Genomic DNA, 12,682 nt, shown 5'->3' on the forward strand with positions numbered 1-12,682 from the left:
TTTTGTTAAAAAATTTTAATACAAATTCTATGCCAATTTTTGGGAGGCTTAAATGCTTGTTATGACAAAAACCTATGTCCCAAATGGAACATTTTTTGTCCCAAATGGAACATTTTATCCGAACATCTCTCTCCATAGTCCTTTTGCCCATTCATAGTATCTTTTAACATTAACTTCTTTTCTTATATTGTCCTCTCTATGAATAGGTGTAACTGTTTTTGTTTCTAAGTTTAATTTAAATGAAGTTTCAGACATCACAGCTTCTTTATCGCTGACCATAGAATAACAAACAACCATTAAAAGCTCTTCTTGCTTGTATTTCTTTCCTGTAAGCCTTTCATTTATTATGTTTGCAACGGCTTTTCCTTGCGTGTTAGCACCAAATCCAGACTTTGGAAGAAAAGACCTTGCAGAATCTCCTATTACAAACACATTAGGAACTTTTGTCTCAAATGTAAAAGTATCTACCTCAACCCATTTTTGACCTTTTTCTAAGAGACCTATCTTTTCAATCAAGCTTGATGCTTTCATCGGTGGAATGATGTTCGCTATATCAAATTTAAACTCTCCGTTAGAAGTTTTTATTACTTTTTTCATATAATCTATATCTTTTATTGTTGTTCCTGTTATATACTCAGCATATCCTTTGTACAGCTCATAATATGCATTCATGAATCCTTCTGAATTAATTATTGGTCTTTCGTTTTCATCTATAAAGTACAGCTTTGCTTTTAGATTTCTTCTTTTTAGATAGTTTAATACTAATGCTGCCCTTTCATACGGTGCTGGTGGACATCTGTAAGGATAGGATGGTACGGTCATCACAACATCTCCACCTTCAAACTCACTTAAAAGTTTTTTTAGATACAGATGTTCTCCGCCCGGTTTAAATGCTGGTGGATAGTAAAGAAGCATCTCTTTCTGACCTTCTTTTATATCATAATCAATACCCGGAGATAATACTAAAAAGTCATACTCAATTTTGCTTTTGTTTGTATAAATAACTTTTTTATCTAAGTCTACATTATCAACTTCTTCATGTAAAACTTTTATGTTGTGCTTAACAGTTAGGTTATTGTATGGATAACATAGCTTTGAATACTCCATAATATCTCCAATATACAGATTACTCATCGGACAGGAAACAAAAAACTCATTTTTTTCAATGAGTAATATATCCACATCTTTATTATGCTTTCTCAAAGATATGGCAGCACTTATTCCTCCATACCCACCACCTATGATAACTACCCTTGCCTTTTTAGATGCTAAGCTTGGTCTTTCCTCTTTTGCATAGGCTGAAGTTTGAAAGTTAATTAACGTTGATGCTGATAATGCAGCTGTCCCAACTAAAAAATCTCTTCTACTAACATTTAATTTGTTCTTTGGCATACTTCCCAACCTCCATAACTATGGTTTTATCTGGAGTCTCTTTTGCCTTTCTAATATTTCCATACTGTGCAATAAGGTCTGATTTATACATATCAAAAAACTCTCCAAATTGGTCTGGTCCAATCACACCAGCGGCATAAATTATATCATTTTCTTCTATAAGTTCTATTGCAGCAAGCGGATATTCTGCCGGTCCTTCTAACACCTGACCCCCTTTATTAATATCGTATACAGACATGTGAGCACAGCATTGGATTACTCCACTTCTTCCAGTTGCTTGTGATTTTTCTGTTGGTGGATAGTAATTAATTAATGAGAAATCTTTAGTTGGATAAGCCCATTGGTGAGGACATATTGCACTGTAAGCTACAATGCTTTTATTTTTACCTATTCCACCTTTGAATTCGTATTCTTTTCCATTGTTTAGCTTAATTTTAGCAGGCTTAATTTCTGACCCAGTATTGATTAAATAGCAAGGAGTAGAAGCATAGGGATAAAAGAATAAAAGAGCGGTATTTGGCTGAATATCAGATGTACTAAAAGGTTGACCGTTTTCTTTTACGAGCATTGTTTTTTGGTATGCTTTATAAAGCTCTTTTTCTTGGGCAAGAAGCTTATTAAAAATAGATGGATTAACCATCATCTCTATTGCAATAACAGAACATGTTTTTAAAAGCGTCCTTCTATCCATTATTTTTCTTACCTCCCAATTTTGCTGTAAAATAAAAAAAGGGGGATATCAACCCCCCCTTATTAGATGCATAATCGACATTTTTCCAGCGTAATGGTAAAAGATTATCTGAACATATCTCTGTATAGTCCCTTTGCCCACTCCATGTAAGCTTTGTAGTTTGCATCCTTTGGCTGTTCGTCTGCTTTAACATCTGTAAACTCAAACTTACCACCGCCAAGGTACTTGTAGCTCAAGTCTATCCATATAGCTTCGTTCGGTGCTACAGCAGAGTAACAGAGGGTCCTTGGTGGTGTGTAGTCAATGTCTTTATTTGCAATCTTTACAAGTATAAGCTTCGCTACATAGTGGGCTTCTGTGTTGGCAGTATTTCCACTCTTTGAGAATGGTTGGTTTCTTGAATCTCCCGTTACATAAACCCTTTCGTCCCCTATAGCATGATACTTTGTAGGATCAATATCAGGCCATCTTTCACCCTTTTTAACAAGTCCTGCCTTGAAAACTATATCCCCAGCTCTGCATACAGGATATATGGTACCATCATCAAAACTTATATCTCCATAAGTTTCTGTTAATATCTTGCGACCTGCTACATCAATAGACTTTATGTCTGCATTTGGATAGTATTCTATATAGCCCTTTACAAAGTTATCCCACGCGTAATGAAATCCTTTTGCCTTAACAGGTGGGTCGCCATGATTGTCTACTACCACCACCTTTCCATTTATATTATTCTTCTTAAAGTACCAAGCTATAAGAGTCGCTCTCTCATATGGACCTGGTAGACACCTATAGTCAGCACCGGGTGGCACTGTAATCACAAATGTACCACCCTCAAAGTCCTGTATCTTTTGTTTTAGTCTTATGTGTTCAGAGCCGGTAATAAAAGCAGCGGGATAACGCGCCTTAGCAAGTTCTATATCCTTAGGATCTTTTATCCAGGTGTCGTAGTAGTAATCTATGCCAGGTGAAAGCACAAGATAATCGTAGCTAATAACGCCTTTATCCGTATATACCTTCCTTGCGTTTCTGTCTACATCTATGACCGATGTTCCGGTAAGCATATGGTAGCCGTACTTTGATGCGGGTGTGAGAAAGTCGTGAATAAGAAATTCAAGATTTACAAGGCCCACCAACCAAAGATTGCTTACAGGACAAGAAAAAAACTCTTCCCTCTTGTCAATAAGAACCACATCTACATTAGGATTACCCATCTTTATGTACTTAGCAATGGTCAATCCAGACCATCCAGCACCTACAATGACCACCCTTGGGGAGTTAGCGGAAGGTTTAGGAAGATTAAGCTCCTCTGCCTCCTTGGCATAGGTAAAGCTTGCGCCCCCACCTAACAACGAAGCAGTAACTACACTACCGCACGAGAGCTTTAAAAAGTCTCTCCTGTCCATCTTCATGTTTTTTACCTCCTGCTGTAATAATAAGTTTCAAAAATAATTTTAATAGCCACCTAAGTTATTGTCAAATACATATTATTATCAAAATATTTGAATATAAAGATATTAGAATGTTTGGAAGGAATTGATGAATGTGAAGTATAAAACCTATGTTTTTTGCTACGATTGACAGATCATATTGTTATAATTATAGAGAAGCGATTATTTCGCAAATGGTAAAAGTTTGATTATTAACTCTATCGCATCTTTGTTTATGAAAATAATTAAGAAAGCTAAGATTATGAACATCGTTGTAAACTTTTTATCAATCTTCTGTATATCATTTTGCAATTTTAATACTTCTTTGTCTATCTTGGCCTCTAATTCAGTTTTTAATAATTCTAACTTTTGATAAACCATATCAATATCAGCCTTTGTAGCAAGTTCTTTAGTAAGCTCATCTTTAAGTTCAAGCTTTTTTTGCTGTGCTAAGCTTTCTGATTTTTTATCAAGTTCGTTATAAATCAGTTCAATAGTTTGTGCAATCTTTTTAGCTTCTTCTTTTCCTACCTTTTGTTCTAACTTCTCCAAAAGCTCATAATCTATAACGTAAGCCATTTTAAATCTCCAAAAGAGCTAATAATAAAAATTTATTCTATCATAAATCAAAAGGCAAATTTATATCGAGAGCAGGAGACCTTCGGCTTTACAGCCTCAGGATAACAAATAAATATATCTTATTCATAGCCATATTAAAATTTTAGTAGCAGCCTTAATTTATAATTCTACTTTTTAATTTTTAACATACCTTGGATTAGAAATTAGGGATTTTTATAAAATTTAAAAAGGAGATCCTTCGGACTTACGTCCTCAGGATGACAGCGAAAGGCGGATTGATAAGCATTAAAGGAAGGATAACCTTATTTGTCATTCTGAAGCCGGCGAAGAATCTCCTATTTTTATTAAATTTCTCACCAGACATATAATTCTACTTTCTAATTTCTAACATTAATACGTGGTATAATATCAATTATCATATAGTTAAGGAGGATTCTTTGAGACCAGACGGTAGAAAACCTGCTCAACTTCGTCCTATAAAAATTATTAGAGACTTCAATATCTACGCAGAAGGTTCAGTCCTAATAGAATTTGGAAATACAAAGGTTATAGTTACTGCATCTGTTGAGGATAAAGTTCCACCTTTCTTAAAAGGTACAGGTCAAGGTTGGATTACTGCTGAGTATTCAATGATTCCAAGAGCATCGGAAACAAGAAGTCTTAGAGAAGTAGTTAGAGGTTCACCATCTGGCAGGACTCATGAAATACAAAGACTGATAGGAAGAAGCTTGAGGGCTGCGGTTGACCTTAAAAAACTTGGAGAAAAAACAATTTGGATAGATTGCGATGTTATTCAGGCGGACGGTGGCACAAGGGTAGCATCTATTACAGGGGCATTTATAGCAGTTGCTGATGCTTGTATAAAACTAACAAAACAAAATTTAGTAAAAGCCAATCCTCTAAAAGATTACGTTGCAGCTATAAGCGTTGGAAAGGTTAGAAATGAAATAGTCTTAGACCTTAACTATACAGAAGACTCAAATGCACAGGTAGATATGAACCTTGTGATGACCGGTAAAGGTGAGTTTGTAGAGATAGGAGCAACCGGTGAAGAAAACACATTTTCTCAAGAAGATTTTAATAAAATGCTTGAATATGGAAAATCCGGGATAGAAAGACTTATAAAAATTCAAAAAGAATTTATAGAAGGAATTCCATCAATTGGACACTGGGAAAGAAAAAATATTAAAGAGTTTGTATACAAAGAGTAATTGGAGGTAAAAATTGAAATTGAAAGAGAGTTTGATAATTCTTGGCTCCCAATGGGGAGATGAAGGAAAAGGTAAAATAGTAGACCTTCTTGCTCCTGAATTTGATTATGTTGTTAGATATCAAGGTGGAAGTAATGCAGGACATACAGTTATAGCTAATGGTAAAAAGTACACTTTACACTTAATCCCATCTGGCATCTTACACGAAGGTGTTAAAAATATCATTTCTAACGGCGTTGTTGTAGATTTAGAAGAGCTTTTAAAAGAGATGGATCAAGTTAAAGATGCTGTCAAAGATTTTAAAGATAAATTATATATAAGTGAAAGATGTCATATTGTATTCCCATATCACAAAATATTAGACAGCTTGTCAGAAAAATCTAAAGGAAAGGATAAAGTAGGAACAACGTTAAAAGGCATTGGACCGGCTTATATGGCTAAGTATGCAAGAACTGGTATAAGAATTGTAGATTTATTTGATAAAGAATATTTCAGATTTAGACTTGAAAAAGCTTTCAATGAAGCAAAAGAAATTGCTGAGAAAGTTTACGGCGAAACGTTTAATCTTGATTTAAATGAGCTATATGAAAATACACTTTCTAACTTTGAAAAAATAAAAGATTTGGTAGCTGACACTTCTTATCTTCTTGATAAAGTAATGAAGGAAGGTAAAAAAGTACTTTTTGAAGGTGCACAAGGAACGATGCTTGATATAGATATGGGAACATATCCATATGTAACGTCTTCTAATGCGTCCGCTCTTGGCATTTGCAACGGTACAGGAGTTGCTCCAAAGCTAATCGGTCAAGCAAAAGTTTATGGAGTAAGTAAAGCCTATACTACAAGAGTTGGAGAAGGTCCATTTCCAACAGAGTTAAATGATGGGATCGGTGAAAGATTAAGAGAAGAAGGTTATGAGTATGGTTCTACAACCGGAAGACCAAGAAGATGTGGCTGGCTTGATTTAGTAGCTTTAAGATTTGCATGTAGAATAAACGGAATCGACGGCTTAATAATAACAAAGTTAGATGTTCTTGATGTTTTTGATGAAATCAATGTTTGTGTAGCTTATGATTATGAAGAACAAACTATTACAGAGTTTCCAGCATCTTTACAAGTACTGGCTAAATGTAAACCTATCTATAAAACTATAAAAGGCTGGAAAACTTCAACAAAAGGATTGAAAGATATTACAAAATTACCGGAAAATGCTAAGGAATTTATAAAAACCATAGAAGAGAATACAGACGTTAAAGTCGTGATGTTGTCAACAGGTCCTGAAAGGTCAGAATATATTTGGTGTATAACATAAATTATAGAGGTAAATTATCATGTACGATGTAATGAAGCAAGCCGAGGAAAAGCTTGTTCAGGTAGGTTATGACCTTACAATTTCTGTAATTGTTTTTGTGCTTTCTGTTATCATACTGACAGTAATCTTTGATATTATTTTAACAATTTGGAATAACAAAAAGCCAGCGGAGGAGAGAAAGTCTTCTCTGATTATTTTCTTAATATCTGTATTTGCAGGATGGGCTATAACAACCTTAGTTTTTGTATACAGAATGGTTATGATAGGCTTAGAGCATTTGAAAGATTAAAACATTTTACTTCTTGTTTACCACCAAATACATTTTTACAAATCCAGAATAATCTCCAATTTCAGCTTTATATACATTTCTTAAAAACACTGCAAAACGAGACTCACTGTTTGGATAAAGATATCCACTCCAAACTACTTCTACATTGTTAAGCTTTTTTAAAGTGTTTTCTTCAACAAGAGCAAGTATATATTTATGATTGTTTTGATACTCTAAAATCTGATTAGAGCTGTAATCTCTTAGAATTTTTCTTTTTGTGTAAAATGGCAGATTATGAAAAAATCTATTTTCTATGATTAAAGGAATAGACCTATCCGGGACTTTTTCATTTACAATTTTACCAATCTCTTTAAAAGGTCTGTAATGTTCAACCTTGACTAATAAAGAAATCACAAAAATTAAAAACGTCATAAGCATTGCTATAAACGGTAATAGCTTATAATCTTTATATCTAATTAAGTAAAGGAACGGAAAAACACAGAAGATATAATAAAAGTAGTCAAGTTTAAAAAGATAAACAATTCCAAAATTTAAAACTGTTATTATTATGGTAGCAGTAAAAAAAGACAAATACCAAAGATACTTTTTAAAACCATCTGGATTATAATTTACTAAATAGTACCCAACAAATATAGATAAAGCTGGAAATGCTTGGATAAAGTAAGTTGGAATTTTACCTTTTGCGATTGTAAAAATTACAAGCATAACAATAAACCAGCTGAAAATAAAAGAAAACTCTTTTAACCATTTCTTATAACTATCAATCAAACTGAAATAAAAAACAAGAGAATACGGCAGAAAGCCCCAGAGTATCACGATAAGGTAGAAAAATATATCTGAGAATTTAAACTCTTCTCCAAAAGCTCTTTTTATCGTCTCTTCATTATAAACCTGCCAAAACATAGAGCCAAATTTTAGATGCATATAGACAAACCAGCTAAAACCTATTATTAATGTAATTGGAAGTCCTATGTAAGGCTTTAACTGCCAAATCTTATATAGCCAAGTTTTTACATTAAAATTACTCTCTGCTAATAGATACAGTCCTATGATGCCACCAATTACAAATATATAAGGATATCCTTTTGTCAGAACAGTTAGACCAAGAGATACATAAGATAAAAAAATATATAAAAATTTATTTTCTTTGTAGCCTTTGAGAAAGAGATACAGCGTTAAAGTAAAGAAAAATAAAAGGGGGACTTCTGGCGATGCGTATCTTGAATTAATAATAAACTGAAAGCTTAAAGCCATGGCAAAAAATGAAAAAATTGCTGTCTTTTTATCAAAAAGCAGATTTGCAGTTTTATAAGTTAAAAATGAACTTCCAAAAGCCATTAAAACGATCGGAAGTCTAATGGCAAATTCATTCATTCCAAAAATAAAAACAGATAAAGCTATAGACCAGTAAGTCAGCGGTGGTTTGTTAAATCTTGGTTCATAGTTGTAATAGATATCAAGAAAATTGCCAGATTCAAACATTTCTCTGACAGCTTCGGCGTAAAAGCTTTCGTTAGGAATCCAGATTGCATTAAACCAAAAATTCCAAAAGTAAACAAAAAGTGTTAAAAATATGAAAAGATAGTATTTTAAGTCTTCTTTTTGAATCAAGATCTGCCTCCATGGCAAGATTTTTAGCATAAAATTTTATCATAGAGGAGAGCCAAGTTATAATAATGTAAATAAGAAGGTAAAGAAGTTTAAAATACGTCGGGTGAGAAATTCATTAAAAGCATGAGATTCTTCGCTTCGCGCAGAATGACAAATAAGGTTGCCCCTAATCAAGTATATGATTATCAAGTTTTCTTCGTCGTCCTGAGGACGAAGTCCGAAGGATCTCTTTTTAAATTCTATAAAAACCGCTAATTTCTCACCCAAGGTATGTAAGTAAGAATATAAAGAAGGTTAAAATAGATGTATTCTGTTTTGGAATAACCGAATAGGGCTAAAATTATATATAAAAGATCCTTGATATGAGAAAAAGGTTGATTGATGAACATTAAGAAGAACAATCTTATTAGTAATTCTACAACCGACGAAGAATCTCGGTCTTTTTGTCATTCTGAAGCTGGTGAAGAATCTCTTTATTTTAAAATAGGAAATCCTTTGGCTTTATAGCTTTAGGATAAAAAGGAAAGTTGCGAGTTATGTGTAAAAGATTCTTAAAATGCTGCTTACTGCCAGATTTAAGTTGGAGGTAAAAGCTTGATTCAAACAGTTGAATTTAACGAACAATTTTCTAAAGCTTTAGACTTAATGGAGAATACAAATAAAAATGTATTAATCGTTGGTAGAGCCGGAACTGGTAAATCTACACTGCTAAATTATTTTAGAAACAATACAAAGAAAAAAATAGCAGTTTTAGCACCTACAGGCGTTGCGGCAGTTAACATAAAAGGTCAGACGATTCATTCGTTTTTCAATTTTAAGCCAGATATTACTTTAAGCAGTGTGAAAGATATAAAACCAAAAAACAAAGAGATATACAAAAAACTTGATGCAATAGTTATAGATGAAGTTTCTATGGTCAGGGCTGACCTGTTTGACTGTATAAATGAGTTTTTAAAAATTCATGGGAAACAGCCCGGAGAACCTTTTGGCGGAATTCAGCTAATCTTGATAGGAGACCTATACCAGCTACCACCGGTAGTTACATCTTCTGAGAAAAAGTTTTTTAGTCAGATTTACAAGAGTCCATTTTTCTTTGACTCTATTTCTTTTAACGAGGCAGAGTTTGAATTTGTTGAGCTTGAAAAGGTATACAGACAAAAAGATGAAAAGTTTATAAAACTTTTAAACGCAATAAGAAATAAAACCATAGAAGAAAAAGATTTAGAGGAGTTAAACAAACGCTACATACCAGACTTTGAGCCGGATGAAAAAGAGTTTTATATTTATCTAACAACCACAAACGAGCTTGCAGACAAAATAAACCAACAAAAACTTGAAAAATTAAAAGGCAAGAAATATGTATACCAAGGATACATCGAAGGAGATTTTTCAGAAAAAGACCTGCCGGCTCCATTAGAGCTTGTTATAAAAAAAGGTACTCAAGTTATGCTGTTAAACAACGACTATCAAGGCAGATGGATAAATGGAAGTATGGGTAGAGTGGTAGATATAGAAAAAGTCAAAGGAAATGAAGATATAATATGGGTAGAGCTTGAAGATGGAGAAGAAGTCCCGGTTCAACCTTACGAGTGGGACATGTTTGAGTTTTATTATGACAAAGCACAAAAAAAGATAAAATCAAGAACAGTAGGGTCGTACTACCAGTATCCACTGAAACCAGCATGGGCTATAACCATACACAAAAGCCAAGGACTAACATTTGATAAAGTAATCATAGATATAGGCAGAGGAACGTTTTCACACGGACAGCTTTATGTAGCCTTATCCAGGTGTAGAAGCTTAGAAGGACTTGTTTTAAAAAAGCCGATATCAGAAAAGTATATTTGGTTAGATAAAAGGGTTGTAAGCTTTTTGACTAAGTATCAGTATAAGCTTTCGAGTAAAAAGCTTCCGTTAGAAGAAAAAATAGAAATAATCAAAAAAGCCATCTCTGAGAAAAAGCCAATAGAGATAGTCTATCTTAAATCAAAAGATGTAAAATCAAAAAGAGTAATAATCCCTAAAAAAATTGGTAAAATGGACTACAACGGTGCTGAGTTCTTGGGCGTTGAAGGATTCTGTACAATAAGAAAAGATGATAGGGTTTTCAATGTTGAGAAAATTCTTGAAATTAAGGAGATAGAATGAAAAATATATATCTTGTTGGATTTATGGGAAGTGGAAAGTCTACGGTAGGAAAGATTTTGGCAGAAAAATTAAATATGAAATTTGTTGATATTGATAAGCTTATTGAAGAAAAAGAAGGAATGAAAATAAAAGATATTTTTGAGCAAAAAGGAGAAAGCTATTTTAGAGAGCTTGAAAGAAAACAGATAGAAGCAATAGTTAATCAAGAAGGACTTGTAGTTTCTACCGGTGGTGGGCTTGGAGCAAATTTGAACAATATGAATTTGATGAAAAAAAACGGAGATGTTGTGTGGCTTGATGTTAGTTTAAACACAGTCTTAGATAGACTAAAAAACGACCAAGACAGACCATTATTAAAACAACCTATAGAAAAAATAAAACAGCTTTTTGAAGAAAGGAAGAATGTATACAGACTTGCAAACATAAGGATCAATGCAGACAAAAAAACACCAAGCCAAATTGTAGAAGAAATTTTAACAAAAATAAAAAGGAGATAATTTGTGAACATTTTAATCACAGGCGGAGCAGGTTATATCGGTAGTCATGTAGTAAAACAGATAATAGAAAACACAGACCACAACGTAGTAATCATTGATAATCTCTCAACAGGTTCATTGAAAACTATTAAAACACTTAATGAAATCCATCAGCAAGCAGGCAAAAATACAGAGCTTACCTTCATTGAAGCAGATTTAAAAGATTTTCAGATGATAGAAGGAATGTTTAAAGCTAAAAAATTCGATGTTGTGATTCATTTTGCAGCAAGCATTGTGGTACCAGAAAGCGTAAAAAATCCAATTAAATACTATATGAATAACACAGTAAACACAGCCAATCTTATCAATCTTTGTCTTAAATATGGTGTCAATAGATTTATTTTCTCTTCTACCGCTGCAGTATACGGTCAACCGGATGAAATTCCGGTGAAAGAAACAACGCCAACACAACCAATAAACCCTTACGGAAGAAGTAAATTAATGAGCGAGACAGTACTTAACGATGTAGGAACTGCCAACCCTGAATTTAAGTATGTAATACTTAGATATTTTAATGTTGCTGGAGCAGACTTAAAAATTAGAATAGGACAGAGATTTCCAAATGCTACTCATCTAATAAAAGTAGCAGCAGAAACAGCAGTTGGCAAGAGAGATAAAATGTATGTTTTTGGTACAGATTATCCAACACCAGATGGTACTTGTATAAGAGATTATATTCATGTTGATGATTTAGCAGACGCTCACATTAAAAGCTTAGAGTATTTAACCGATAATAATAGTAATATATTTAATTGTGGATATGGTAGGGGATACTCTGTCTTAGAAGTTATCAATACTATGAAGGAAGTTTCAGGAGTAGATTTTAAAGTTGAGTATACCGGTCGTAGAGAAGGAGACCCAGCTATATTAATAGCAGATAATACTAAAATTTTAAACAATTTAAACTGGAGACCACAGTATGATGATTTAAAACTAATTTGTAAAACAGCCCTTGAATGGGAGAAAAAACTATTACAGGAGGAGGTTTAAAATGAGGAAGGTTTTATTATTTTTTGCTTTGGTTTTTTTAGTATCATGCTCAACAGTTACAAATTTAGATTATACTAAATTAAATTTAAAAGATAAGAAAATAACGGTTCTTCCATTTGAAAACTATACAGAAACACCTTTAGCAGGTCTTAGAGTAAAAGGTATAGCAGAGGGGGTTGTTTCTTCAAAAGGATATAAATTATCTATTACAAATGTTAAACAAGATAAAGATTACAGTCCTGAGGAAATTAAGAAGCTTTTACAAGAGTTAAAGGAAAGCAACATAGATTATGCAATTACTGGAAGTGTAAACGAATTTAGATACAAAACTGGTATTGATGGAGAACCAGCAGTAAGTATTACTGTTAAAATTTATGATATCAAACAAGAAAAAGAAGTTTACACAAGTGTATCTTCCAAAACAGGCTGGTCTCATGAATCTATTACAACCGTAGCGCAAAAAATACTAAACAAAATCATTCCTTAAAAAACC

At 33.1% G+C, this 12,682-nt stretch carries 13 protein-coding genes; 8 read left to right on the forward strand and 5 right to left on the reverse strand.

The genetic code is table 11. The features are described from left to right. Positions 1-114: 114 nt before the first annotated feature. The 4 genes from SYO3AOP1_RS02685 to SYO3AOP1_RS02700 all read right to left on the reverse strand — a co-directional run bounded on the left by SYO3AOP1_RS02685 (position 115) and on the right by SYO3AOP1_RS02700 (position 4,092). Positions 115-1,392 carry an FAD/NAD(P)-binding oxidoreductase gene (locus tag SYO3AOP1_RS02685; protein WP_012459240.1) on the reverse strand — a complete coding sequence of 426 codons (1,278 nt, stop codon included), beginning with the start codon at positions 1,390-1,392 and terminating at the stop codon, positions 115-117. Continuing rightward, on the reverse strand, positions 1,367-2,083 hold the full coding sequence (locus SYO3AOP1_RS02690) for a Rieske 2Fe-2S domain-containing protein (protein WP_012459241.1): 717 nt from the start codon (positions 2,081-2,083) through the stop codon (positions 1,367-1,369). Before SYO3AOP1_RS02690 ends, SYO3AOP1_RS02685 begins: the two co-directional genes overlap by 26 nt. Before the next feature lie 104 nt (positions 2,084-2,187). Next, positions 2,188-3,495, reverse strand: a complete 1,308-nt coding sequence (locus tag SYO3AOP1_RS02695; protein WP_012459242.1) for an FAD-dependent oxidoreductase — start codon at positions 3,493-3,495, stop codon at positions 2,188-2,190. A 201-nt stretch (positions 3,496-3,696) separates the two neighbouring features. Continuing rightward, positions 3,697-4,092, reverse strand: coding sequence for a hypothetical protein (locus tag SYO3AOP1_RS02700; RefSeq protein WP_012459243.1), 396 nt, complete (start codon positions 4,090-4,092; stop codon positions 3,697-3,699). Positions 4,093-4,529: 437 nt separating this feature from the next. Here SYO3AOP1_RS02700 and rph point away from each other — a divergent pair, with 437 nt between their 5' ends. From rph to SYO3AOP1_RS02715, 3 genes are read left to right on the forward strand one after another with little or no spacing between them, the layout of a single operon-like run. Beyond that, entirely contained in the window at positions 4,530-5,303 is a 774-nt protein-coding gene (rph, locus tag SYO3AOP1_RS02705; protein ID WP_012459244.1) for a ribonuclease PH, read from the forward strand. Between the two features lie 19 nt (positions 5,304-5,322). Continuing rightward, positions 5,323-6,615 carry an adenylosuccinate synthase gene (locus SYO3AOP1_RS02710; protein WP_041674680.1) on the forward strand — a complete coding sequence of 431 codons (1,293 nt, stop codon included), beginning with the start codon at positions 5,323-5,325 and terminating at the stop codon, positions 6,613-6,615. A 19-nt stretch (positions 6,616-6,634) separates the two neighbouring features. Next, a complete protein-coding gene (locus SYO3AOP1_RS02715; RefSeq protein ID WP_012459246.1) occupies positions 6,635-6,904 on the forward strand; it encodes a hypothetical protein in 270 nt (89 codons plus the stop codon). A 6-nt stretch (positions 6,905-6,910) separates the two neighbouring features. On the opposite strand, the gene SYO3AOP1_RS02720 is transcribed toward SYO3AOP1_RS02715, so the two are convergent. Further along, positions 6,911-8,515 (reverse strand): glycosyltransferase family 39 protein, encoded by a 1,605-nt coding sequence (locus tag SYO3AOP1_RS02720; protein WP_012459247.1) that lies wholly within the window; start codon positions 8,513-8,515, stop codon positions 6,911-6,913. A gap of 381 nt (positions 8,516-8,896) precedes the next feature. On the opposite strand from SYO3AOP1_RS02720, the gene SYO3AOP1_RS09520 reads away from it, so the two are divergent. The 5 genes from SYO3AOP1_RS09520 to SYO3AOP1_RS02740 all read left to right on the forward strand — a co-directional run bounded on the left by SYO3AOP1_RS09520 (position 8,897) and on the right by SYO3AOP1_RS02740 (position 12,676). Continuing rightward, complete coding sequence (locus SYO3AOP1_RS09520; protein ID WP_281340780.1) at positions 8,897-9,022, forward strand: hypothetical protein; 126 nt, start codon at positions 8,897-8,899, stop codon at positions 9,020-9,022. A gap of 87 nt (positions 9,023-9,109) precedes the next feature. Beyond that, entirely contained in the window at positions 9,110-10,663 is a 1,554-nt protein-coding gene (locus tag SYO3AOP1_RS02725) for an AAA family ATPase (protein ID WP_012459248.1), read from the forward strand. After that, a complete protein-coding gene (locus SYO3AOP1_RS02730) occupies positions 10,660-11,160 on the forward strand; it encodes a shikimate kinase (protein WP_012459249.1) in 501 nt (166 codons plus the stop codon). Before SYO3AOP1_RS02725 ends, SYO3AOP1_RS02730 begins: the two co-directional genes overlap by 4 nt. Positions 11,161-11,163: 3 nt before the next feature. After that, positions 11,164-12,189, forward strand: coding sequence for a UDP-glucose 4-epimerase GalE (gene galE, locus SYO3AOP1_RS02735; protein WP_012459250.1), 1,026 nt, complete (start codon positions 11,164-11,166; stop codon positions 12,187-12,189). 1 nt (position 12,190) lies between these two features. Beyond that, entirely contained in the window at positions 12,191-12,676 is a 486-nt protein-coding gene (locus tag SYO3AOP1_RS02740) for a hypothetical protein (protein ID WP_012459251.1), read from the forward strand. The last annotated feature ends 6 nt before the right edge of the window (positions 12,677-12,682 follow it).

The organism is Sulfurihydrogenibium sp. YO3AOP1, from assembly GCF_000020325.1.
Taxonomy (GTDB): Bacteria; Aquificota; Aquificia; order Aquificales; family Hydrogenothermaceae; genus Sulfurihydrogenibium.

What these genes read in the sequence shown, in the direction of transcription:
- SYO3AOP1_RS02730 (WP_012459249.1), top strand. Translation starts at nt 10,660, where the DNA reads ATGAAAAATATATATCTTGTTGGATTTATGGGAAGTGGAAAGTCTACG.
- SYO3AOP1_RS02715 (WP_012459246.1), top strand. Translation starts at nt 6,635, where the DNA reads ATGTACGATGTAATGAAGCAAGCCGAGGAAAAGCTTGTTCAGGTAGGT.
- SYO3AOP1_RS02690 (WP_012459241.1), bottom strand. Translation starts at nt 2,083, where the DNA reads ATGGATAGAAGGACGCTTTTAAAAACATGTTCTGTTATTGCAATAGAG.
- SYO3AOP1_RS02740 (WP_012459251.1), top strand. Translation starts at nt 12,191, where the DNA reads ATGAGGAAGGTTTTATTATTTTTTGCTTTGGTTTTTTTAGTATCATGC.
- SYO3AOP1_RS02700 (WP_012459243.1), bottom strand. Translation starts at nt 4,092, where the DNA reads ATGGCTTACGTTATAGATTATGAGCTTTTGGAGAAGTTAGAACAAAAG.
- SYO3AOP1_RS02685 (WP_012459240.1), bottom strand. Translation starts at nt 1,392, where the DNA reads ATGCCAAAGAACAAATTAAATGTTAGTAGAAGAGATTTTTTAGTTGGG.
- SYO3AOP1_RS09520 (WP_281340780.1), top strand. Translation starts at nt 8,897, where the DNA reads ATGAACATTAAGAAGAACAATCTTATTAGTAATTCTACAACCGACGAA.
- SYO3AOP1_RS02695 (WP_012459242.1), bottom strand. Translation starts at nt 3,495, where the DNA reads ATGAAGATGGACAGGAGAGACTTTTTAAAGCTCTCGTGCGGTAGTGTA.